This is a genomic window from Burkholderia sp. AU30280 (assembly GCF_020420125.1).
Taxonomy (GTDB): Bacteria; Pseudomonadota; Gammaproteobacteria; order Burkholderiales; family Burkholderiaceae; genus Burkholderia.
This window is the reverse complement of the sequence record NZ_JAIZRY010000002.1, coordinates 452,152-472,751: the sequence shown is the minus strand read 5'-3', so window position 1 is coordinate 472,751 and position 20,600 is coordinate 452,152. Positions and strand designations below refer to the sequence as shown.

General features: G+C 67.4%; 23 protein-coding genes, 1 tRNA gene and 1 pseudogene. 11 read left to right on the top strand and 14 right to left on the bottom strand.

The window, feature by feature from the left end; all coding sequences use genetic code 11:
• Positions 1-233 precede the first annotated feature (233 nt).
• The gene (locus LGN17_RS06235) at positions 234-428 is read right to left on the bottom strand and encodes a hypothetical protein (RefSeq protein WP_226195569.1); all 195 of its coding nucleotides are present in this window, start codon (positions 426-428) and stop codon (positions 234-236) included.
• Here LGN17_RS06235 and LGN17_RS06230 point away from each other — a divergent pair.
• Together LGN17_RS06230 and LGN17_RS06225 are read left to right on the top strand one after the other, a co-directional pair.
• A complete protein-coding gene (locus LGN17_RS06230; RefSeq protein WP_175966976.1) occupies positions 400-1,956 on the top strand; it encodes a UbiD family decarboxylase in 1,557 nt (518 codons plus the stop codon). The genes LGN17_RS06235 and LGN17_RS06230 overlap by 29 nt on opposite strands.
• Positions 1,957-2,024: 68 nt before the next feature.
• A complete protein-coding gene (locus tag LGN17_RS06225) occupies positions 2,025-2,693 on the top strand; it encodes a LysE family translocator (protein ID WP_226195568.1) in 669 nt (222 codons plus the stop codon).
• Between the two features lie 121 nt (positions 2,694-2,814).
• On the opposite strand, the gene LGN17_RS06220 is transcribed toward LGN17_RS06225, so the two are convergent.
• On the bottom strand, positions 2,815-3,111 hold the full coding sequence (locus tag LGN17_RS06220) for a hypothetical protein (RefSeq protein WP_006488565.1): 297 nt from the start codon (positions 3,109-3,111) through the stop codon (positions 2,815-2,817).
• Positions 3,112-3,627: 516 nt separating this feature from the next.
• On the opposite strand from LGN17_RS06220, the gene LGN17_RS06215 reads away from it, so the two are divergent.
• Both LGN17_RS06215 and LGN17_RS06210 read left to right on the top strand, forming a co-directional pair.
• Positions 3,628-4,557, top strand: coding sequence for a Rossmann-like and DUF2520 domain-containing protein (locus LGN17_RS06215; protein ID WP_226195567.1), 930 nt, complete (start codon positions 3,628-3,630; stop codon positions 4,555-4,557).
• 76 nt (positions 4,558-4,633) lie between these two features.
• Positions 4,634-5,197: a YggT family protein gene (locus tag LGN17_RS06210; RefSeq protein WP_226195566.1), complete on the top strand. Its 564-nt coding sequence runs from the start codon at positions 4,634-4,636 to the stop codon at positions 5,195-5,197.
• Between the two features lie 10 nt (positions 5,198-5,207).
• Here LGN17_RS06210 and LGN17_RS06205 read toward each other — a convergent pair whose 3' ends face one another.
• The 5 genes from LGN17_RS06205 to LGN17_RS06185 all read right to left on the bottom strand — a co-directional run bounded on the left by LGN17_RS06205 (position 5,208) and on the right by LGN17_RS06185 (position 8,188).
• Complete coding sequence (locus tag LGN17_RS06205) at positions 5,208-5,558, bottom strand: DUF190 domain-containing protein (protein ID WP_175951586.1); 351 nt, start codon at positions 5,556-5,558, stop codon at positions 5,208-5,210.
• 23 nt (positions 5,559-5,581) lie between these two features.
• Positions 5,582-5,968: a fluoride efflux transporter CrcB gene (gene crcB / locus LGN17_RS06200; protein ID WP_175966961.1), complete on the bottom strand. Its 387-nt coding sequence runs from the start codon at positions 5,966-5,968 to the stop codon at positions 5,582-5,584.
• A gap of 193 nt (positions 5,969-6,161) precedes the next feature.
• Positions 6,162-7,028 carry an SIR2 family NAD-dependent protein deacylase gene (locus tag LGN17_RS06195; protein ID WP_226195565.1) on the bottom strand — a complete coding sequence of 289 codons (867 nt, stop codon included), beginning with the start codon at positions 7,026-7,028 and terminating at the stop codon, positions 6,162-6,164.
• Positions 7,029-7,211: 183 nt separating this feature from the next.
• Positions 7,212-7,592 (bottom strand): DUF4406 domain-containing protein, encoded by a 381-nt coding sequence (locus tag LGN17_RS06190; RefSeq protein WP_226195564.1) that lies wholly within the window; start codon positions 7,590-7,592, stop codon positions 7,212-7,214.
• A complete protein-coding gene (locus LGN17_RS06185) occupies positions 7,589-8,188 on the bottom strand; it encodes an NUDIX domain-containing protein (protein ID WP_175951582.1) in 600 nt (199 codons plus the stop codon). The genes LGN17_RS06190 and LGN17_RS06185 overlap by 4 nt, the downstream gene beginning before the upstream one ends.
• Before the next feature lie 81 nt (positions 8,189-8,269).
• On the opposite strand from LGN17_RS06185, the gene LGN17_RS06180 reads away from it, so the two are divergent.
• The 3 genes from LGN17_RS06180 (at position 8,270) to LGN17_RS06170 (ending at position 10,354) form a co-directional block, all read left to right on the top strand.
• A complete protein-coding gene (locus LGN17_RS06180; protein ID WP_226195563.1) occupies positions 8,270-9,025 on the top strand; it encodes a DeoR/GlpR family DNA-binding transcription regulator in 756 nt (251 codons plus the stop codon).
• 181 nt (positions 9,026-9,206) lie between these two features.
• Positions 9,207-9,818 (top strand): chromate transporter, encoded by a 612-nt coding sequence (locus LGN17_RS06175; RefSeq protein WP_226195562.1) that lies wholly within the window; start codon positions 9,207-9,209, stop codon positions 9,816-9,818.
• A complete protein-coding gene (locus tag LGN17_RS06170) occupies positions 9,815-10,354 on the top strand; it encodes a chromate transporter (protein ID WP_226195561.1) in 540 nt (179 codons plus the stop codon). The genes LGN17_RS06175 and LGN17_RS06170 overlap by 4 nt, the downstream gene beginning before the upstream one ends.
• 118 nt (positions 10,355-10,472) lie before the next feature.
• Here the strand turns inward: LGN17_RS06170 and scpB are convergent, their stop codons facing one another.
• The 3 genes from scpB to LGN17_RS06155 form a co-directional block, all read right to left on the bottom strand.
• Positions 10,473-11,282, bottom strand: coding sequence for a methylmalonyl-CoA decarboxylase (gene scpB, locus LGN17_RS06165; protein ID WP_226195560.1), 810 nt, complete (start codon positions 11,280-11,282; stop codon positions 10,473-10,475).
• A complete protein-coding gene (locus LGN17_RS06160) occupies positions 11,279-12,502 on the bottom strand; it encodes a CaiB/BaiF CoA transferase family protein (RefSeq protein ID WP_226195559.1) in 1,224 nt (407 codons plus the stop codon). Before LGN17_RS06160 ends, scpB begins: the two co-directional genes overlap by 4 nt.
• A 61-nt stretch (positions 12,503-12,563) precedes the next feature.
• On the bottom strand, positions 12,564-13,886 hold the full coding sequence (locus LGN17_RS06155) for an MFS transporter (protein WP_226195558.1): 1,323 nt from the start codon (positions 13,884-13,886) through the stop codon (positions 12,564-12,566).
• 169 nt (positions 13,887-14,055) lie between these two features.
• On the opposite strand from LGN17_RS06155, the gene LGN17_RS06150 reads away from it, so the two are divergent.
• From LGN17_RS06150 to LGN17_RS06140, 3 genes are all read left to right on the top strand, one after another.
• Entirely contained in the window at positions 14,056-14,985 is a 930-nt protein-coding gene (locus LGN17_RS06150; protein ID WP_226195557.1) for a LysR substrate-binding domain-containing protein, read from the top strand.
• A gap of 130 nt (positions 14,986-15,115) precedes the next feature.
• A complete protein-coding gene (locus LGN17_RS06145) occupies positions 15,116-15,457 on the top strand; it encodes a DMT family transporter (protein WP_226195556.1) in 342 nt (113 codons plus the stop codon).
• A gap of 124 nt (positions 15,458-15,581) precedes the next feature.
• Positions 15,582-16,226: a LysE/ArgO family amino acid transporter gene (locus LGN17_RS06140; protein WP_226195555.1), complete on the top strand. Its 645-nt coding sequence runs from the start codon at positions 15,582-15,584 to the stop codon at positions 16,224-16,226.
• Here LGN17_RS06140 and LGN17_RS06135 read toward each other — a convergent pair.
• From LGN17_RS06135 to LGN17_RS06120, 4 genes and pseudogenes are all read right to left on the bottom strand, one after another.
• Complete coding sequence (locus tag LGN17_RS06135; RefSeq protein ID WP_226195554.1) at positions 16,212-17,372, bottom strand: enolase C-terminal domain-like protein; 1,161 nt, start codon at positions 17,370-17,372, stop codon at positions 16,212-16,214. The genes LGN17_RS06140 and LGN17_RS06135 overlap by 15 nt on opposite strands.
• Before the next feature lie 499 nt (positions 17,373-17,871).
• Entirely contained in the window at positions 17,872-18,216 is a 345-nt protein-coding gene (locus LGN17_RS06130; RefSeq protein ID WP_226195553.1) for a cupin domain-containing protein, read from the bottom strand.
• Between the two features lie 512 nt (positions 18,217-18,728).
• On the bottom strand, positions 18,729-19,634 hold the full coding sequence (locus tag LGN17_RS06125) for an Imm72 family immunity protein (protein WP_226195552.1): 906 nt from the start codon (positions 19,632-19,634) through the stop codon (positions 18,729-18,731).
• A gap of 95 nt (positions 19,635-19,729) precedes the next feature.
• Positions 19,730-19,987, bottom strand: a pseudogene (locus LGN17_RS06120) (contractile injection system protein, VgrG/Pvc8 family); the annotation flags it as partial.
• A gap of 408 nt (positions 19,988-20,395) precedes the next feature.
• On the opposite strand from LGN17_RS06120, the gene LGN17_RS06115 reads away from it, so the two are divergent.
• Positions 20,396-20,470 (top strand) — tRNA-Gly (locus LGN17_RS06115).
• Positions 20,471-20,600: the final 130 nt, after the last annotated feature.

The following is a 20,600-nucleotide window of genomic DNA, read 5'->3' as shown; positions in this document are numbered from 1 at the left end:
GGCACCCACGCAAAAAACCAGCGTCTGGTGGCGCTGGCTGAGACTACGACTAAAGCCGTCGAATACGCCGTGCAGGATTCGGCGGACGGTGACGCGCTGCGTCAAAGATCGGTGATTGGCGGCTCGAAGCCTTTTACCCTGCAGCCAATGTGAGCGGATTCTAGCAGGGTTTTATAGATCGTCAACACTATAAAACATTGAAATCATAACAAAAAGTAATTTACCAGCACTCTTCAGATCGCAATCCCCGTGCCGTAAGGGGTTTGCGCGCGGTCGACTTTTTTCTCCGCCGGGCGGGCATGCGGCGGCGCGGGTAAAATCGTCGGTCGATTCGGGGTCGCAGCCGGCCGCTGCGCCCGCCCATCGCTGCCCGCCTTGCGGGTGGCCCGGACCTTCTTCATGAAATACAAAGACTTACGCGATTTCATCCAGCGCCTCGAGGCGCTCGGCGAACTGCGGCGCGTCACGCAGCCCGTGTCGCCCGTGCTCGAAATGACCGAGCTGTGCGACCGCGTGCTGCGCGCCGGCGGCCCTGCGCTGCTGTTCAATGCTCCGACCGGCTACGACTTCCCGGTGCTCGGCAACCTGTTCGGCACACCGCGCCGCGTCGCGCTCGGGATGGGCGTCGACGCGGGCGACGACGCCGCGCTCGATTCGCTGCGCGATCTCGGGCGCCTGCTGTCCGCGTTGAAGGAACCCGATCCACCGAAGAGCCTGAAGGACGCCGGCAAGCTGCTGTCGCTCGCGAAGGCCGTGTGGGACATGGCGCCAAAGTCGGTGTCGTCGCCGCCGTGCCAGGAGATCGTCTGGGAAGGCGCCGACGTCGACCTGAACAGGCTGCCGATCCAGACCTGCTGGCCCGGCGACGCGGGGCCGCTCGTCACGTGGGGCCTGACGGTCACGCGCGGGCCGAACAAGTCGCGGCAGAACCTCGGGATCTACCGCCAGCAGCTGATCGGCCGCAACAAGCTGATCATGCGCTGGCTCGCGCATCGCGGCGGCGCACTCGACTTCCGCGAATTCGCGCTGCAAAACCCCGGCAAGCCTTATCCGGTCGCGGTCGTGCTCGGCGCCGATCCGGCCACGACGCTCGGCGCGGTGACGCCCGTGCCCGATTCGCTGTCCGAGTACCAGTTCGCCGGCCTGCTGCGGGGCAGCCGCACGGAGCTCGCGAAGTGCCTGACGCCCGGCGTCGACACGCTGCAGGTGCCGGCGCGCGCGGAGATCGTGCTCGAAGGCTTCATCTATCCGCAGGAAGGCGCGCCCGCCCCCGCTCCGGCCGGCGCACCGCCGCGCCCGGCCGGCAATGCTTCGGCCGCGTACGAGCATGCGCTCGAAGGCCCGTACGGCGACCACACCGGCTATTACAACGAGCAGGAGTGGTTCCCGGTGTTCACCGTCGAGCGCATCACGATGCGGCGCGACGCGATCTACCATTCGACCTACACGGGCAAGCCGCCCGACGAACCTGCAGTGCTCGGCGTCGCGCTCAACGAGGTGTTCGTGCCGCTGCTGCAGAAGCAGTTCACCGAGATCACCGACTTCTACCTGCCGCCCGAAGGCTGCAGCTACCGGATGGCCATCGTCCAGATGAAGAAGAGCTACGCGGGCCACGCGAAGCGCGTGATGTTCGGCGTGTGGAGCTTCCTGCGGCAGTTCATGTATACGAAGTTCATCGTGGTCGTCGACGAGGACGTGAACATCCGCGACTGGAAGGAAGTGATCTGGGCGATCACGACGCGCGTCGACCCCGTGCGCGACACCGTGATGGTCGACAGCACGCCGATCGACTATCTCGACTTCGCGTCGCCGGTTGCCGGCCTCGGCTCGAAGATGGGGCTCGACGCGACCAACAAGTGGCCCGGCGAGACCAGCCGCGAATGGGGCCGCCCGATCGAGATGGATGCGGCCGTGAAAGCGCGCGTCGACCGGCTCTGGCAGGAGATCGGCCTCTGACGCCATGCGGCCGGCGCCTGCCGGCCCATGGCATGCCACTGCCACAAATCGCCACAAGAACAACGCAGATGACCTTTCCGCCCGCCTCCATGCTGTCCGACGGTTTCTTTCTGTCGCTGTCGCTGTGTCTCGACATCGGCCTCGTGAACGTCGCGATGCTGTCGCTGACGCTGTCGCACGGCTTCCGGCCCGGCTTCTGGCTCGGCATCGGCTCGTGCGTCGGCGATCTCGTCTACGCGGCGCTCGCGCTCGCGGGGATGGCCGTGCTGCTGCAGTTCGAGCCGGTGCGCTGGGTCGTGTGGATCGGTGGCGGTGCGGTACTGCTGTTCCTCACGTGGAAGATGGCGCGCGAAGCGCTCACGCCGGCCAAGGCGACCGGCGACGATGCCGACGACCCGCCGCAGCCGCGCGCCAGCGCACGGCGCAGTTTCCTGCGCGGAATGTTGCTCGCGATGTCGTCGCCGAGCGCGATCCTGTGGTTCGCGGCGGTCGGCGGCGCGCTGATCGCGAAAGCCGGCGCGACCACGCCGGCCACCGCGTCGGTGTTCCTGTCGGGCTTTTTTCTCGGCGGCCTCGCGTGGACGCTCTTCATGTGCACGCTCGCGAGCCAGGGCCGCAAGCGCGCGGGCGCCGGGCTGATGCGCGCGTGTCACATCGCGTCGGCGCTGCTGTTCGCGTATTTCTCGTACAGCGTGATCGTCGGCGGCTACCGCGACCTGATCGTGCGGGCGGTGTAATCGAGGCCGGCCTGCATGGGCCGCGCGACGATGTCAGGCGGCCCCAAAAGAAAAACGGCGCAGCGCCCCATTCGGGACGTTGCGCCGTTTTGCCATGCGCGATCTGGCCGCGCGGCGCGAATCAGCGACGCCAGTAGCCGTGATGGCCCCAGCCGCCGTAACCATGACGCCAGTACGGACGGCCATAGTAGCCCCCGACGACCACGGCGGGCGGCGGCGCGTAGTAGGCCGGCGCCGGTGCGTAATAGACCGGCGGAGGCGGCGGCGCGTAGTACACGGGCGGCGGCGGTGCATAGACGGGGTACGCGGGCGCGACCGGGATACCGATGCCGACCCCGATCGACACGTGAGCTTGCGCAGCGCTTGCGGCACCCAGGCCCAGCGCGGCGGCGGCGATGAACGGAATGAGCTTTTTCACTTCGATTCTCCTGCTGGAGCGGTATTTTATGCGCCCCTGTCGGCAACGGCGGGCATGCACGTCGCATGGAAGCAATGTAGCGAAAACCCGCCCCTCACGTGTCGTGCATTTGTTGCAAATTGCAATTGCGCGCGGCCGGCGCCGCCGTGCGGCGTGGCTTGCAGCGCCTGCGGCGATCCTTGCGGGCCGCGCGATTCCGTCCGACGAGTCGGGTCGCAACATCATGGCCGGTCAGTCTTACCGGATACGGCGCGCGCGGCAGGCGCGCAACCGTAATGAACGATTACAAATTCGAGACAAGATGCCGACATTTCAAGCCGGATACGGGTGCGACATATTCCGGGGTCGGATTCCAGGATCGTGAATCGACCGCGACGCCCGGCGCCGATACACGCTCGATATCGCGCCGCGTACCGGTAAGCCAGGCACTTGCTGGCACGGAACCAGCCGTTGCGCGGCCCCGCCGTCATTCCTGCGATACTGGCGCTTGCTTCGTTTTCGCTTACGCCCGCTGCCATGTCCCTCCCCGACACACCCCGCCTCGGCTTCATCGGCGCCGGCCGTCTCGCGCGCTGCGTCGCGCAGCGCTTCGCACGGGCCGGCTTTCCGGTCGTCGCGATCGCGAGCCGCACGCCCGCGTCCGCCGCGGCGCTCGCCGCGCGCATCGACGGCTGCCAGGCGGTCGACACGCCGCAGCAGGTCGCCGACGCCGCGGACCTGATCTTCCTGACGGTGCCCGACGACCATCTCGCGTCGACCGCCGCGGCGCTGCACTTCGATGCTTCGCGCGCGGCGCGGCAGGCCGTCGTTCACTGCAGCGGCGCATCGGCGGTCGCACTGCTCGATCCGGCGAAGCAGCAAGGCGCGGCCACCGGCGGCTTCCATCCGCTCTATCTGTTCGGCGGCGCTGACGCCGACCTTACCCGCATCGACGGCTGCTCGGTCACGATCGAAGCCGAAGGCGCGTTGCACGCGACGCTGATGCGACTTGCTGCCGCACTCGGCTGCCATCCGCTGTCGATTCCGGCCGGCGGCCGGATGCTCTATCACGCGGCCGCGCACTACGCGGCGAGCTTCGCGCTGTGCGGGCTGGCGGAAGCGGTCGAGCTGTGGCGCGGCCTCGGCTTCGACGAGGACGCCGCGCTGCGCGCGCTGCTGCCGATGCTGGCCGGCACGATTGAAACCGCACGCGACAAGGGGCTCGCGAACGCGCTCTCCGGCCCGGTGTCGCGCGGCGATACGGGTATCGTCGAACGCCAGTTGGCACTGCTCGAAGCGCGCGGCGGCGATCACGCGACGCTGTACGCGCTGCTGACGCGCCGCGCGGTCGCGCTCGCGGCGCAGCGGGCCACGCCGCCGGCGTCGCTGGCGGCGCTCGCCGAAGCCGTCGAAACGTCGCTCGCGCGCACCGCCGCGCCCCCCTCCCCGTCGCGAGACGAGGCGTGATAAGGTGTCGGCCGATGCGCCGCCATCCGGCGTTGGCGGCCGCACGCTACTCGACTGTATAAAAAGGATGCCAACGATGTTCGGCGAGATCGCCCGTTTTCTGCTCAATACCGTCTTCACGCTGTTCGGCGCCGCGCTGATCCTGCGCGTCTGGATGCAGGCCGTCCGCGTGCCACCGTACAACCCCGTCACGCAGGCCGTGCTGCAGGCGACCAACTGGCTCGTGCTGCCGCTGCGCCGCGTGATCTCGGGCGTGCGCGGCATCGACTGGGCCAGCGTCGTCGCCGCGCTGCTCACCGCGCTCGTCTATGTCGTGCTGATGGTCGTGATGGCCGGCTTCGACCCGGCGTCGGTGATCGCGACGCTCGTCGTGGTCGCGCTGCTCACCGTCGTGAAGTGGGCGCTCAATCTCGTGATCTGGATGACGATCCTGATGGCGCTGCTGTCGTGGCTTAACCCGCGCTCGCCGGCGATGCCGATCCTCTACCAGCTCACCGCGCCGTTCCTGAACCCGCTGCGCCGCGTCATCCCGAACCTCGGCGGCATCGACCTGTCGCCGATCCTGCTGTTCGTGATCGTGCAGGTGCTGCTGATGATCGTCACGCGCGCCGCCGTGTCGCTGACGATATTCGGCATCTGACGCCGCACCCCTACGCCGCCGGCTCTTGCGCCGGCGGTGCGCCGAGCGTGTCGATCACGCCGAAGCGCGCCGGCATCATCGCGTAGCACACGCGCACCTTCTCGTGCGACAGCCGGTCGAGCAGGCGCTGCGCCTCGTCCTCGGTGACGATGAATTCGATCTCGATCGCGAGCGATCCCTGCAGTTCGAAGAAGCGGTCCTCGTGCAGCACGCGATGCTGGCCGAACCCGGCCATCGCGCGAAACGCGGAACCGCCCGCGACGCCCATCCGGTTCGCCTCCTCCAGCAGCCATTCCCACAGCGGTTTCCAGTGCAGCCGATGCTTCTCGTGCACGTAGAAGCGCAGGAAGATCTTGTCCATCGCACCCTCCGATGGCGGCACGCTCAGGCCGCCGCGAGCCATACGCGCGCGGTCCACATGCCGAGCGCCGTCAGCGCGAACGATCCAGTCAAGTGTAGGGCAGCCACCGCAAACGCCCATCCGAATTCGCCCTGCACCGCATGCGTCATCACTTCGACCGAATAGGTCGAGAACGTCGTGAGGCCGCCGAGAAAGCCCGTGATCACGAACAGCCGCCACTCGGGCGGCAGCCCGACGCGGGTCGTGAACACGACGGCGGCGATGCCGATCACGTAGCCGCCGATCAGGTTCGCGGCAAGCGTGCCGAGCGGCACGGCGGGAAAGAATGCGTTGAGCGCGAGGCTCAGGAACCAGCGCAGCAACGCGCCGAGCCCGGCGCCGACGAAGATCGCGACGATCGAATAGAACAAGGGCGCTCCCGGTCGATGAGGCGGCTGGAGTCAGCCGCCGGCCCCCGGTTGCCCGGGCGATGTCCGATCCCGGACGCTTACTGCGCGGGCGCGGGCGGCATACGCTGAACTGTATGCGGATTCGCCGCGACCCCGCAACGGCGACCGCTGGCGGGATGCCCGCTCGCTCAGGTCGTCTCGCCCGCCCGCGGGCTCACGCGCGTTGCCAGGCTGCGTCGAGTGCGCTCAGCGTCGCCAGCGCGCTGCCCTTCAAGCTGATCACGTCCGCACGGCGCGCATGTGCTTCGCGCGCGTTGATGCGGATCACGTCGGCGCCGAGCCGTTCGCTCAGCAGGCGGACGGTCGGGATCGCGGTGCCCGCGCCGATCTCGACCACCGCGACCCGCCCGGCTTGCGCGATCCAGTCCTCCAGCGCGCGCTCCTGCGCGTCGTAGCGCGCACCGAGCCAGCCGGTGTCGCCGAACATCAGGATGTTCGGCCGCGCGAGGCCGCCGCAGTGCGGACAGCGCGGCATGTCGCCGACGAGGCGGCAGGTGGCTTCGTCGACGTCCGGCACGAACGGCGCCGCGTCCCACGTGTCGTCCGAACAGGGGCGCAGGCACTGCATCGCGTGGATCGAGCCGTGGATCTCGACGATCCGCGCCGGATCGAAGCCGGCTTTCTGGAACTGGCCGTCGACGTTGCTCGTCAGGACGAAGCCGCCGTTCGGCATCGCGTCGATCCAGCGGCGCAGGATCGCAAAGCCCTCATGCGGCACCGTCGCGCGGTAGAGCGCGAGACGGTGCCCGTAGAAGCCCCACGCGAGCGGCGCGCGCGCACGGAACGCGTGCGGCGATGCGATCTCGTGGAATTCGAAACGCTCGTGGTGCAGCGCCGGATACGCGCGCCAGAACCCGTCCGTGCCGCGAAAATCGGGTAGCCCGGAATCGACGCCGATACCGGCGCCGGCCGTCACGAGCAACGCGTCGGCGCGCGCGAGCGCGGCAACGGCGGAGGCGACGAGATCGTCGGGCAGTTGCGCGGCAGCAGCAGTGGAGTCAGCGGAATCGGAAAACGGCATGATGATGCAGCGGTAGTGTCGAGCGGTGCGCGGGTGGCGTCGCGATCATACGCCGGATCGCGTGCAGCGCGGCGTGCGCGATGCAACGGCACGACGCGATGCTCGCCCGGCCGCGAGCGATGCAGGCGGCCGGGCGATGCAGGATGCAGCCTGGGGCGCCACGACCGGGTGCCGCCCGCCTGCTCAGCTATCCGAATCGTCCTGTGCGACCGGAATGTCGTCGACCGCAAAATAGACAGCCTTGCCAAGCTGCCGCGCGAGGGCGACATCCGCGTCCGCCCCGCGCGACGCACCGTCGATACGCAGCACCGCGTCGCAGCGGCACAGCAGCCGGTGCGCGGCCGGGTACAGGAACGCCTCGCTGATCGCGTCGCCGACCTGTCGCGACCCGGCCGCGACGGCGAGCGGCAGCGACACCCACTCGCCGATCATCGGCACGTGCCCGCGACGATACACGGCGAGCGCCGCCTCCTCCAGCCGGCGCAGGTTCGCGGCGATACGCGCGGGGTCGCCGTCCGTGCCGCTGCGATAGGGGCCGGCGACCAGCACGAGCAGCGGCGTCATGCCGGGCCCACGCCGGCGGTTTCCCGCAGCGCGACGTACTGGAGCAGCATGATCGTCTTCGCATCGACGATCTCGCCGCGCTCGACCGCGTCCAGCGCCGCCTGCAGCGGCATCTCGACGACCTCGAGATCCTCGCCCTCTTCCGCGACTCCGCCGCCGTCGCCGGTGCGCAGCGACGCATCGTATTCGCCGACGAAGAAATGCAGCTTCTCCGTCACCGAACCCGGGCTCATGAACGCCTCGAACACCTTGCGCACGCCGCGCACGCGAAAGCCGGTTTCCTCCTCGGCCTCGGCGCGGATGCGCGCTTCGGGCGTCGCGTCGTCGAGCAGGCCGGCAGCGGCCTCGATCAGCATGCCGTCGTGCCCGCTGACGAACGCCGGCATCCGGAACTGCCGCGTCAGCAGCACATCGCCCGTCCCGGCCTTGCGCAGCAGGATCGTCGCGCCATTGCCGCGATCGTAGGTCTCGCGGCTCAGGCGCTGCCACGTTCCGTCGCGGCGCAGGAAATCGAACGTCACCTTCTTCAGCACATACCAGTCATCGGACAGCACCGTCGTATCGACGATGCGGACACGGTCCCGCGTTGCAGCCATCCCAGCCTCCGGTTCGACAAAAGACGGCGCCCATGGTAACGTGCATATTCGTGCAACTTCAAGAAAATTCGTGCAATCACGATGCTGACGACACAACGCAAGAAAGCGATCCTCGACGCACTCGCGCGCGACGGCCAGGTGCTGGCGGTCGAGCTGAGCGCGCAATTCGGCGTGTCCGAAGACACGGTCCGCCGCGACCTGCGCGAGCTCGCGGCCGAAGGCCTGCTGCAGCGCGTGCATGGCGGCGCGCTGCCGGCGTCGCCGGCCATTGCGCCGTTCGCGCAGCGCGAGGCGCTCGAGCCGGCCGAAAAACGGCCTATCGCACGGCGGGCCGCGGAAATGATCGCGCCCGGGCAGGTGGCGATCGTCGACGGCGGCACGACCTCGGCACTCCTCGTCAGCCAGTTGCCGGCCGACCTGCGCGCGACCATCGTCACGCACAGCCCGAGTGTCGCGGTGGCGCTCGCCGCGCATCCGTCGATCGACGTGATCCTGATCGGCGGGCGGCTTTACAAGCATTCGATCGTCGCCGTCGGCGCGGCGGCGATGGAAGGCATTGCGCGCATCCATGCGGACCTGTACTTCATGGGCGTCACCGGCGTGCATCCGGTCGCGGGGCTCAGCACCGGCGATTTCGAGGAAGCGGCGATCAAGCGCGCGCTGGCCGAACGCGCGGCCGAGACGGTCGTGCTCGCGTCGCAGTCGAAACTGCGCGCGGCGTCGCAGTTCGTGATCGGCGAAATCACGCTGGCGCATACCGTGGTGGTCGAAAAGGAAACCGACGCCGCGTTGACGAAGCCGATCGAGGCGGCAGGGGTGACGGTCGTGCGCGCGTAGCGGCGACGGGATGCGCCCATGAGGGATTTGCGGATGTGCCGGATGTGCCGGATGTGCCGGAACGCGCCCGTCGACTCGGCCACGCCCTTTCATCGCGTCGCCGCCGCGCCCATGTCAGCGTGCTGACAGGGTCCGCTTGCTAACATGGGCGATCGCCCAACCGCCACGCGCCGCCCACCCGATGCCCCCGCCCTCCGCCGCCACCTCACCTGCACCGCCAGCAGGCGACGCACCGCCGCCCGGCGTCCTCGCGCTGTTCATCGCGTTCTCGCAGATCGGCCTGACCAGCTTCGGCGGCGGGCTCAGCGGGCGGATGATGCGCGACTTCGTGTACGAGCGACGCTGGCTCGACGAGGAAGCGTTCCTCAACGGCCTCGCGCTGTCGCAGGCGCTGCCGGGCGTCAACGTGAAGAACCTCGCGATCTGGATCGGCTACCGGCTCGCCGGATGGCGCGGCGCGGTGGCCGGCTTCACCGGCATCATCGCGCCGCCGGCCGTGCTGATCGTGCTGTTCGGCATCGCGTTCTCGACCCTCACGCGCTTTCCGCTCACGCATGTCGCGCTCGCCGGCGCAGCGGCCGCGGCGATCGGGCTGTCGATCTCGATGGCGATCACCGCCGTGCGCAGGTTGCCGCGCCGCGCGCTGCCGTTCGCAGTGATGGCGCTCACCTTCGTATCGGTTGCGGTACTGCACTGGCCGCTCGTGTGGACCGTGCTGGCCGGCGGCACGCTGAGCGTCGCGCTCGAATATCGCCGCGCGGCCGCGACGCCGGCCGGGAGCGACTCGCCATGAGCGCATCGCAACGCTACGCCGCGCTGTTCGGTGTGTTCGCGCCGCTGTCGATCGCGACGATCGGCGGCGGACAGGCGATCATCGCCGACATCCAGCGGCAAGTGGTCGACGTGCATCACTGGATGACCGCCACGCAATTCGTGAACGATTTCGCGATCGCGCGGATGGCGCCGGGCCCCGGCTCGCTGCTGGCGACACTGATCGGCTGGCAGGTGGCCGGCTTCTGGGGGGCGGTGATCGCGACGCTCGCGCTGTTCGGCCCGACCGCGTTCCTGATCTACGGCGTCGCGCATCTGTGGCGGCGGCACCAGGGTGCGCGCTGGCAGATCGCGCTCGAGGCCGGCCTGCGCCCGGTCGCGGCCGGCATGATCCTCGCGTCGGTGTGGGTGCTACTGCAGGCGCTCGACGGCGGCTGGGCCGCGCGCGCGATCGCGGTCGCGTCGACGCTGTGCGTGATGTATACGCGCGTTCACGCGCTGCTGCTGATCGCGATCGGCGCGCTGCTGCTCGTCGGCGTGCACGCGCTCGGCATGTGAGACGCGGCGACGCGCTCGCGAAGGCGGCGGCGAACCAAGCTTCCGATACCCGCGCGGCGACGCGAGCACGTCCGCGCACTTCTCGCCGCCGGTTCGCCCGGCTCGTGCACCCCATCGACTAGACGCCGCGAAACACCGGGGCGCGGCGTTCCGCGAACGCACGCAGCCCTTCGTCGAAATCCGCGCCTTCGCACGCTTGCCGGCGCAGCTCGGCAATCCGTTCGAACGCGTCGGCCGGCAATGGCCGCGCGTCCTGCAGCACGCGCAACTGCTCCTTCACCGCGTGCACCGCGAGCGGCGCCTTCGCGGCAATCGTACGTGCGACGTCGAGCGCCGCATCGTCGACCCCACCCGCGTCAACCAGCCGGTTCACGAGCCCGTGATGCGCGGCGCGCTCCGCATCGAGCGGCTGCGCGCAGAAGAACATCTCCTTCAGCACGTGGATCGGCAGATTGTCGTAGAAGCGCAGCAGGCCGCTCGTCGAATACGGCAGACCGATGTTCGCGGGCGTCATCGCGAAACGCGCGTCGCGCGCCGCGACCACCAGGTCGCAGCTCATCACGAGATCGACCGCCCCGCCCCATGCCGAGCCCGACACCGCCGCGATCACCGCGCCCGGATAGGTCCGCACGCGCCGCAGCGCCCGTTCGAGCGGCTTGCCGTACGCGAGCGGATCGCGATCGTCGGCCAGTTCGCGCAGGTCGTGCCCCGCGCTCCACACGTCGCCGCTGCCGTCGTTCGACAGGATCACGACGGGTGGCGGACTGTGTCCGGCCAGCGCGTCGAGGCGCGCGACGAGCGCATCGAGCAATGGCGCGTCGAGCGCATGCCGTCGCACCGGATTCGCGAACCGCACCCGCGCGATCCGCTCGCCGACCATGTCGACCGTCACGCGCGACGCGCTGTCGTGTTTCGTCGTGTCGCTCATTGCACGGCCTCCGTCACTGCTTCCGCCTGGAAGATCGCGCGCTCGGCCAGCAGCGCGTCGATCGCGTCGTCGCCATAGCCCGCTTCGCGCAGCACGTCGATCGTATGCTCACCCAGCAGCGGCGGCGCATGGCGCGTGCGCGGCGCCGGCACGGCGTCTCCCATCCCGCCGAGCGGCGTGACGACCTGGCGCAGCGTGCCGAGCGTCGGATGCGCAACCGGCTCGACCAGCCCGCAATGCGCGAGTTGCGGATCGTCGAACACTTCATCGAGCGTGTTGATCGGCCCGGCCGGCAGCCCGGCGTCGACGAAACGCCGCGTCCATTCGCGCTTGCCGCGCGTGCGCAACCGGCTTTCGAGCAACGCTTTCAGTTCGTCGCGGTGCGCGACGCGCGCGTCGTTGGTCGCGAAGCGCGGATCGTTCGGCAGCTCGGGCAGATCCAGCAACTGGCACAGCCGCAGCCACATGTCGGTCGTGATCGGCGCGAGGTTGAGCGGCCCGTCTGCCGTCTCGAACACGCCGTACGGCGCGATCACCGCGTGCGCATTGCCGGTGCGGCGCGGCACGTCGCCGAGGCTCAGGTAGCGTTGCCCGTGCACGCTCAGCAGCGAAACCAGGCTTTCGAGCAGCGACGTGCCGACATGCTGGCCGCGCCCCGTGCGCTCGCGCTCATACAACGCGGCCATCACGCCGGTCGCGACCCACATCCCCGAGCTGAGATCGCCGATCGCGGTGCCCGTGCGAGTCGGCTCGCCGTCGGGAAAACCGGTGAGGCTCATCAACCCCGCATAGCCCTGCGCGATCTGGTCGAAGCCCGGCCAGTCGCGCAACGGACCGCGCGGGCCGAACGCGGTGACGCTGCCCATCACGAGCCGCGGGTCGCGCGCACTCAGCGCCGAATAGCCGAGCCCCATCGCGTCCATCGTGCCGGCCTTGAAATTCTCGATCACGACGTCGGCCTGCGCGATCAGCCGCCGCACGACGTCGAGTCCTGCCGGCTGCCGGAAATCCACGCAGATGCCGCGCTTGTTGCGGTTGCAGGACAGGTAGTACGTGCTCACGCCGCGATCGAACGGCCCCCATGCGCGGCTCATGTCGCCGTGCGGCCCCGATTCGACCTTGATCACGTCGGCGCCGAGATCGGCGAGCACCATCGAGCAGAACGGCCCCGACAGCGCGCGGCTCAGATCGACGACCCTGATTCCTTGTAATGCCTGCATTCCGGACTCCTGATATTGATGACTGGGTGTGGCTGGTTGCCGGGCGTTCGCGGCGTGCCGCTCATTCGGGCAGCGTCTGGTGGCGCGTTTCGACCGCGAACGGCAGGATCAGGATGCCGAGCCCGAACACGGCCGCGGTCCATGCGACCGGCACGCCGAGCGATCCGTAACCGTGAATCGCGGCGCCGAGCAGGAAGTTCACGCCCGCGCCGATGAAGCGGCCGACCGACGCGTTGAATGCGAACGCGGTGGCACGCACGCGCGTCGGGTACTGCTCGGGCAGCCATAGCGAGAAGATCGCGAAATTGCCGCCGAAGAAGCCGAGGAACACGAGCGACACCATGAACGCCGCAAGCCCGTTCGGCTGGTAGAACGCCCAGCCGAACGCGAACACGATCGATGCGGCCATGCCCGCGAAATACACGCCGAGCGCCGTGCGCCGGCCGAGCCGTTCGGACAGCCACGGCGCCACCAGGCAGCCGGCGATCGTCGCGCACGACAGGATCGCCGCGCCGATCGATGCGAGCCGCATTGCACCGATGTGATCGATGCCCGCACGCGCCGCCAGCGTGCTGACCGCGCTCGCCTCGTAGACGGAGCCGGCCCACAGCCCGACGATCGCGACGCCGACGAGGCTCGCGCTCGTCAGCGTGCGGCGCAGGAAGGCCGGCGCGAAGATCTCGCGCAGCGGATGTGCGCGCCGTGCGTCGGCCACGTCGCCGTCGCGTGCGTCATGCCGGCGCCACTGGCCGGGCTCCTTCACCCGCATCACGGTGAACACCGCGAGCAGCGCCGGCGCGAGGCCGCACAGGAACATCGCACGCCAGCCGTAGGTCGCGCCGATCGTGTAGTTCAGGCACGCCGCGATGAAGAAGCCGAAGTAGTAGCCCGTCTGCAGATAGCCGGCGCCCATCTTGCGGCGGTCCTCCGGCCAGCTCTCGGCGACGTAGGTGCCCGCGAGCGCCCATTCGCCGCCGACGCCGATCCCGGCGATCAGCCGGCACGCGGCCAGCGCCCACACGTCGTGCACGAACGCGGCCGCGCCGGTGAACACCGAGTAGATCAGGATGCTCGCGGCGAGCGTGCGGACGCGGCCGAAGCGGTCGGCGAGCGGCCCCCAGATGAACGACAGCCCCCAGCCGATCAGGAACAGCGCGAACAGGATCGAGCCGTACATCCCGAGATTCGCGGGCGTCGCCGCGATGCCGGACGCCGGCAGCAGCTCGGTCAGCGCGGGAATCAGCACCAGCGCATAGATCACCGAATCCACGCCGTCGAGCACCCAGCCCGCATACACGGCCCAGAAGCCCTTGACCTGCTCGCGCGTGAGCGGCGTGCGCCGCGGCTTCGCGCCGGCCGCCGGCGCGTCGATCGCCTTGAACATCTTCGTCTCCTTGCCGGCGGGACCGGCGCTTTTGCCGCGTCCGGTCCGGAATGGCCGGCACGCTGGCTCTTGTGTGAGACGAGTATAGAAACACCATCGATCGCGGAAAAATATGATATTCATCTTGCTCGATCGGATTCGCTTATGACTCGAATCGGGAGGGGCGGCGATGGACTTGAGGCAGTTGCGCTATTTCGTGAAGGTCGTCGAATGCGGCAACGTCACGCATGCGAGCGAGGCGCTGCATGTCGCGCAGCCGGCGGTCAGCCAGCAGATGCGCAATCTCGAACAGGATCTCGGGATGCAGCTGCTCGAACGCAGCGTGCGCGGCGTCGCGCCGACCGCCGCCGGCCGCACGCTGTATCAGCACGCGCTCGAACTGCTGCGCCAGGCCGACGGCACGCGCGAGCTGCTGCGCCGCGATGCCGACACGCCGCAGGGCCGCGTGACGGTCGGCATGCCGTCGAGCACCGCGCGCGTGCTGGCCATTCCACTCGCCCGCGCCGTGCGCGACCGCTACCCGGGCATCATGCTGGAACTGATCGAGGCGCCGAGCGCCGATCTCGACACGCTGCTCGAACGCGCGCGGCTCGATCTCGCGATCGTCGTCGACGCGGTCGACACGCGCGGCATCGCGATCCACCGGCTGCTGACGGAAACGCTGTACCTGATCACGTGGCCCGGGTTCCAGGTGCCGGACGATCCCGTGCCGCTCGACGCGATCGCGCAGATGCCGCTCGTGCTGCCGAGCGCGCCGAATACGATCCGCAACCGCGTCGACTGGGCGATGCGCGAGGCCGGGCTGTCGTACGAAATCAGCTTCGAGGCAAGCTCGACCGGGCTGCTGTTCGCGGCCGTGATGGCGCAGCTCGGCGTGACGATCCTGCCGTGGACGGCTGCACACATCGAGATCGAGGAGCGTAAGCTCAAGCTGTCGACGGTCGCGCACCGGCTGTTCGCGCGCGACCTGTCGCTGTGCTGGCACGATACGGCGCTCGTCAGCAACGCGGTGCAGAAGGTGAAGGCGGAGATCGTCCGGCTGTTCGACACGCTCGGGCAGCGGCCTGAGTGGGCGGCCGGGCAGGCCGGCCGTGCGTGACCGGAGCGCCGCGTGCGTTGTGCCTTGTGCTGCGAAGCCGCGCGTACTAAGCTCCGTTCATCCTGGGTACCGCTGACACCTCCACTCCTCCTCGCCGCTCGGTATAAGCGTCGGGGGAAGGAGGCCGTTCGTGTCCCCGTTCCAGTCTGCCTGGCTTCTGCTGGGCGCCAGTGTCCTCGCCGAAGTACTTGGCTCCGTCGGCCTGAAATATTCGGCCGGCTTTTCCCGCCCGCTCCCCTCCGCGCTCACTATCGTCTGTTACGCATGCGCGGTCTGGCTGATGGCACTCGCGACGAAGCGGCTCGAAATGGGACTCGCGTACGCGAGCTGGGCCGCCGCCAGCACCGCGGCCACGGCCGTGATCGGTATCGTCTGCTTCGATGAATCGGTGTCGTCGCTGAAGCTCGCCGGCATCGCGCTGACCGTTTGCGCGCTCGTCGCGCTCAACCTCGGCGAAGCGGCGACGCGCTGACCGCGATCACCGCCGGTTGCCGGCACGCGGGCACCGGGGGCATTGACAACCTCCCCCGGCGCCCCTTAACGTTGCTCGCATCGTAACCATCACCGGTTCAGCTTAAGAGGTTGTCGGCCCGCTCGTGCTCGACACCTCTGCCTTCGTCGAAGGCCTGCTGCTTGGCGCCGGACTGTTCACGTCGGTCGGCCCCAAGGACGCGTTCGTCATCAAGCGCTCGTTCTCGAGCCCCCATCTGCTTTCCATTGCCCTCGTCTGCGCAGGCAGCGACGCGTTGCTGATCGCGCTCGGCGCACATGGGTTGTCATCGCTGCTGTCGCGACATCCCGGCGCGGTGTCGGCCGCGCTGTGGGCCGGCATCGCGTATCTCGCCCGCTATGGCCTGGTCGCGCTGCGCTCGGCGATCTGGCGGCCACAACCCGGGCACGTCGATGCCCCACACTCGGGTAATGAACACACGCTCTTGCGCACGGTGCTCGCAACCGCCGCCGTCTCGTTGCTCAACCCGTATGCGTGGATCGACACCGTGCTGCTGCTCGGCACGATGATCGTGAGTCACACGCCGGCCGCACGGGCACCGTTTGCGTTCGGTGCGATGGCGGCTTCGCTCGTGTGGTTCCTGATGCTCGCCTATGGCGCACGCGCGTGCCGTGCGTGGTTCACCCGTACGCTCGCATGGCGCGTGCTCGATTTCTTCGTCGCGGCGATGATGCTCGGCTTCGCGGTGCGTTTCGCGATCGACGCGCTTCAGGCATCAGCGGCTCGATAACCTGCGAAACAGGTCGTTTGCGCCGGCATGCAGTTCGAAGCCGATGCCCGGTGCCTGCGGTACCCGTGTGTATCCGGCGTCGACGCTTGCGCCATCGGCCAGTCCGCTGAATGGATGAAACGCGAACGGACTGACTTCCGCGCCGCCGAGCCCGAGCGCCGCGACGACGTGCAGCGAGAACAGGTGGCCGCCGTGCGGCCAGAATGCGTCGCGCCGCCAGCCGCGCGATGCGAAGTGATCCACGATCTGCAGATAGCCCGGCAGCCCGTAGCAATGTACCGGATCGAACACGAGCACGTCGCGCTCGGGACGCAGGCCGCCGAAGCGTTCGAGCAGCTTGGCTTCCGCGAGCGAGAACAGCGCTTCGCCGGCCGCGATCGGCGCTGCGTAGCGCGTGGCGAGATCCGCCTGGAGCGGCAGGTCGAGCGGATCGCAAATGTCCTCGAACCACCAGAGATCGAACGGCGCGAGCATCGCGGCGGCAGCTTCGACGGTCGTCGCATCGTACGTGTTCATCGCGTCGACCGCGAGATGCGAACTGCCAGCCAGTTGCGTGGCAGCCGCTTCGATGCGCCTGCGGTCCTGATCAGGATCCGCGCCTCCGATCTTGATCTTCGCGTGCGTGTAGCCCAGATCGGCGATGCGGCGTATCTCGTCCGACAGACGCGCGAGGTCGTCATGCGGATAGCTGTAGCCGCCGCCCGCGTACACGCGCACGCGTGGTGCGGCCGTGCGTTCAAGCCGCTCGGCGAGAAAGCGATGGAGCGGCAGGTCGGCGATTTTCGCGGCGGCATCCCAGATCGCCATGTCGAGCGTGCCAACCGCGACGCATCGTTCGCCATGTCCGCCAGGCTTCTCGCCGGCCATCATCGCGCGCCATGCGCGAAACGGATCGAGGTTCGTGCCGGCTTCGTCGGCGAGCGTGTCGGCGGCGGCCAGCAGGCGCGGCGCGAACCGTTCGCGGATCAGGCCGCCCTGCGCGAAACGGCCGATCGACGCGTAGCCATAGCCCGTCACCGGGCGGCCATCGCGCACGACGTCGGTGACGACCGCGACGACACTCGTCGTCAGCCCGCCGGACGGGATCGCCGGATCGGCATAGCGGGACACGGGAATCGCTTGTTCGTGGATCGCGGTGATGCGCATGGGCGGGGTTCCGGGAAACGTTCGGTGTGCGCGGGTCATGCTCGCATGGCGGCCGGCGCGACTGCCGAATCGCTGCATCATAGGCGCATGCGCGAAGTCACGCAGGCTCGCGACCGTCCTGCCATCCGACCGGCAGCGTCCGAATCGCGCCGCATCGTATCGGCGTACGGATGCGATCGCTGCCTGCGACGCGCGGTTCGTCGAACAGCACGCCCGGCACTGGAGCCTGAATGGTCGCGAGACGGGCCTGACGACAGGCCCCAAGCAACGCCGCGTCACGATGCTGTCGATCGAGGGCGCGAGCGGCGGGATGGCCGACCGGCCGAGCATGCGACCGCGCTCGACGCGTTGCTTCCGAACCGGAACGAGTGCTATTGAGCCGAAATTCCTCGCGGGTCATCCCGACAGCAATCCCTATTCGTTGGTATCGGCCGAAGGGTGCGGTTCAATGCGCCGGAACGACCGGCGCCTTTTGCGCAGGCCGAACCGATCAACCCGCTCAGGCAAAAACGAAGTACTTGCGCACCGTTTCCACCACTTCCCATGTCCCTTTCATGCCGGGCTCGATCACGAATACGTCGCCGGCCTTCAGGTGCACCGCATCCTCGCCTTCCGGCGTGATGATGCAGTAGCCGTCGAGGAAATGGCAGTACTCCCATTTCTCGTAGTTCACCTCGAACTTGCCCGGTGTGCAGATCCAGGTGCCCATGATCTTGCTGCCGTCCTTCGAGACGTAGGCGTTGAGGTTCACGGTGTGCGGATCGCCGCCGATGCGCTTCCACTTGGTCGCATCCAGGACCGGCGTCGGGCAGGTTTCGCGCAAAACGGTGATGAAATCGGACATGTCAGCTCCAAACGATCGGGTAAGTGATCCGTCACGTTAGTTCGGAAGCGGTGCTGGGGCTTGTATGCTTCCGACACCGACTCGTCTATTTTCGACACCGACTCGTCTCCAAGCGCGCTTCCCTCTGGCTCGGGTGGAATGGCCCCTGGTTTGCGGATTCAACCAATCGGGAAAATTGCGTTGACTAACCGCGTTTTTATCCGCATCCCCTGACCTGCCGCCGAAATCTTCGCGAACTGCCGTAGCCAGATCGCGAATCTGATCAATGGTCAGCGGTGGGAAATCGTTGGGGCATGTGATGCCGTCCATGCGACGACTATCCCCGCGATACAGGCCATCCCACAACGGCCAGGCAACCCTCGGTTCGAGCGTTCCACATCCCTGCAACTGGCTCCATCTCGACCTCCGCAAGCCGCCCGAGGTCACGGATGGGATCGACACGACTTGTCCCCTCATGAACAACGGAAACCGGTGCGCGGACAAGGCTCTCCGGGCAGCACCCGTAGCCTCGGTTACGCGACGGGCTTGGGGAGGTAAGCTCCCTCCTCCGCCGGAATGCTGCCATCTCGGTAGCGCTTGTCTTCCCATAGAAGCCGCCAGCGCACCACATGTTCGTCGTTGGTACCTTCCAACAGGTACTTGTGGGCAATACTGCCTTTGAGGAAGTAACTCGGACAGCCCACCTTGCCGGCCGGAAACCACGGCTCCCAGATACCCTCGACAGGAATCTCCTGATCGCTGTCAATCTCGCCGCTTGCGGATTCGTTCTTCGGCGGACAGGGAGGAAGCTCTGCGGGATAGCTGCGACCGGGCGGCCAATATCGCCAGGCAGGAAATAACGGATCCTGGAACAACGATTCATACGTCCAATGCGTGAACACGCGAGTGCCGCCGTCGGCACGCTTGCCATAGGTGAGGTATTCGGAAAAATCGAATCCGACCGTGCACTTGAGCGCGTAGCAAATCAATCTCTCGATCCACACGCCCTCCGCGAACCCGGTGGCGTACACCGGATCCGAAAAGTTGGTGTCCTTCAGTCCCAGTGAATGAAAAAACGGATCGTATTTACGACCTATTTCAAGCGCACTCCGTCCAAACAACAGGTCACCACCTTGCCGGCTTCCTGTAACCAACGCGTCGTATGCTGCTCGTTTGTCAAGACCTCGGCGCAATGCATCGATGCCCAGATCCATGCGCACCAGTGCCCCCGAGAAATCATGTGAGTAGGCTTCCTCGAGCTCCACCTGATTTGGGCTCGGTGTGTCCAGTTGTTTTGCGTACGCACCGAGAAAGTCCCGATAGAGTCCAACGGCGTATTCCAGGAACGTGAAACTCGTCCATTTCTTGAGCAGATAAAACGCCTTTGCTCGCGCATCCTGTTCCTGCTCGGGGGTCATGGTCAAAATATTCAACATCATGGAACCTGTTCGTCCGTCGATTGTTTGCCGCCATCGGGTAGCGCTCTCCGCGCGTAACCTTCGTGTCTGATCTTGGCCGGTCGCTTGCGCTCGGCCAGCATGAGCGCCGTATGGATATATCCGTTGACTGGCAGATAAGACTTGCTCGCCGGCTGAATCCACAGCGTCATCGTTTGAGCGATCAACGTCTTGGGTTCGATATTGCCTGCCGTGGATACCATGTCGAGCGTGACGCTGAAGTCGCGACCGAACTCGGAATAGGTCACGGCCCGGCACGGTATGAGCGCATTGTCCGGCAGCGGCGGAATGTCTGTCTTGAGCAAGCGATCTTGTTGGATCAGGCCACCGCGAATTGCCTGAGCTCATTCAGTCATGTTCATGCGTTATCCATCTTCTTATTTGTTGCAAGCCCACGGTGGCTCGCGCTCTCAATGGAACGGCTCCCCGGTTATATCGCCGAAATCGTAGCGGGGTCGACAAGTCATGAGAATGTCATCCGCCGAGGCCAGCCATATATCGAATCAGGCGTTCGAAAGCGAATCGCTCGAGACGCGTATTCGACCCATCCGTTGGGCCGTTGAAATTCCGCTCCGATTACAGCGCGCCGAAGCGGGTGCCCTCGGCGTGGATGGTCGATCCCGCAAACCCGGCACTGCCAGCGACACCACCGCTCCAGCATCAAGCCATGCCAGTCTCGCTGCCACCGCCCGAAACCTCCCGCTTGCCATCCCCGCCCCAACCCCTGTAGAATTGCGCGTTCTGCGGGCGTCGTATAATGGCCATTACCTCAGCTTCCCAAGCTGATGACGTGGGTTCGATTCCCATCGCCCGCTCCACTTTCCGGCTGCATCGCAGCCTGCGCATGAGCCGCCTCGTCGAAGGCGGCTTTTTTGTACCATATGCCGGTTCCCCCGGCGCACTGCCGCGCGCAACGGGCCCTCGCCCGCAACAAAGCTTTTCTCTGTC

Bases quoted from the DNA above. Each gene is read 5' to 3' on its own strand.
- LGN17_RS06195 (WP_226195565.1), bottom strand. From the start codon at position 7,028: ATGCCGTTTTCCGATTCCGCTGACTCCACTGCTGCTGCCGCGCAACTG.
- LGN17_RS06225 (WP_226195568.1), top strand. From the start codon at position 2,025: ATGACCTTTCCGCCCGCCTCCATGCTGTCCGACGGTTTCTTTCTGTCG.
- LGN17_RS06215 (WP_226195567.1), top strand. From the start codon at position 3,628: ATGTCCCTCCCCGACACACCCCGCCTCGGCTTCATCGGCGCCGGCCGT.
- LGN17_RS06155 (WP_226195558.1), bottom strand. From the start codon at position 13,886: ATGTTCAAGGCGATCGACGCGCCGGCGGCCGGCGCGAAGCCGCGGCGC.
- LGN17_RS06230 (WP_175966976.1), top strand. From the start codon at position 400: ATGAAATACAAAGACTTACGCGATTTCATCCAGCGCCTCGAGGCGCTC.
- LGN17_RS06170 (WP_226195561.1), top strand. From the start codon at position 9,815: ATGAGCGCATCGCAACGCTACGCCGCGCTGTTCGGTGTGTTCGCGCCG.
- LGN17_RS06210 (WP_226195566.1), top strand. From the start codon at position 4,634: ATGTTCGGCGAGATCGCCCGTTTTCTGCTCAATACCGTCTTCACGCTG.
- LGN17_RS06185 (WP_175951582.1), bottom strand. From the start codon at position 8,188: ATGGCTGCAACGCGGGACCGTGTCCGCATCGTCGATACGACGGTGCTG.
- LGN17_RS06150 (WP_226195557.1), top strand. From the start codon at position 14,056: ATGGACTTGAGGCAGTTGCGCTATTTCGTGAAGGTCGTCGAATGCGGC.
- LGN17_RS06180 (WP_226195563.1), top strand. From the start codon at position 8,270: ATGCTGACGACACAACGCAAGAAAGCGATCCTCGACGCACTCGCGCGC.
- LGN17_RS06205 (WP_175951586.1), bottom strand. From the start codon at position 5,558: ATGGACAAGATCTTCCTGCGCTTCTACGTGCACGAGAAGCATCGGCTG.
- LGN17_RS06175 (WP_226195562.1), top strand. From the start codon at position 9,207: ATGCCCCCGCCCTCCGCCGCCACCTCACCTGCACCGCCAGCAGGCGAC.
- LGN17_RS06130 (WP_226195553.1), bottom strand. From the start codon at position 18,216: ATGTCCGATTTCATCACCGTTTTGCGCGAAACCTGCCCGACGCCGGTC.
- LGN17_RS06125 (WP_226195552.1), bottom strand. From the start codon at position 19,634: ATGATGTTGAATATTTTGACCATGACCCCCGAGCAGGAACAGGATGCG.
- scpB (WP_226195560.1), bottom strand. From the start codon at position 11,282: ATGAGCGACACGACGAAACACGACAGCGCGTCGCGCGTGACGGTCGAC.
- LGN17_RS06160 (WP_226195559.1), bottom strand. From the start codon at position 12,502: ATGCAGGCATTACAAGGAATCAGGGTCGTCGATCTGAGCCGCGCGCTG.
- LGN17_RS06235 (WP_226195569.1), bottom strand. From the start codon at position 428: ATGAAATCGCGTAAGTCTTTGTATTTCATGAAGAAGGTCCGGGCCACC.
- LGN17_RS06190 (WP_226195564.1), bottom strand. From the start codon at position 7,592: ATGACGCCGCTGCTCGTGCTGGTCGCCGGCCCCTATCGCAGCGGCACG.
- LGN17_RS06135 (WP_226195554.1), bottom strand. From the start codon at position 17,372: ATGCGCATCACCGCGATCCACGAACAAGCGATTCCCGTGTCCCGCTAT.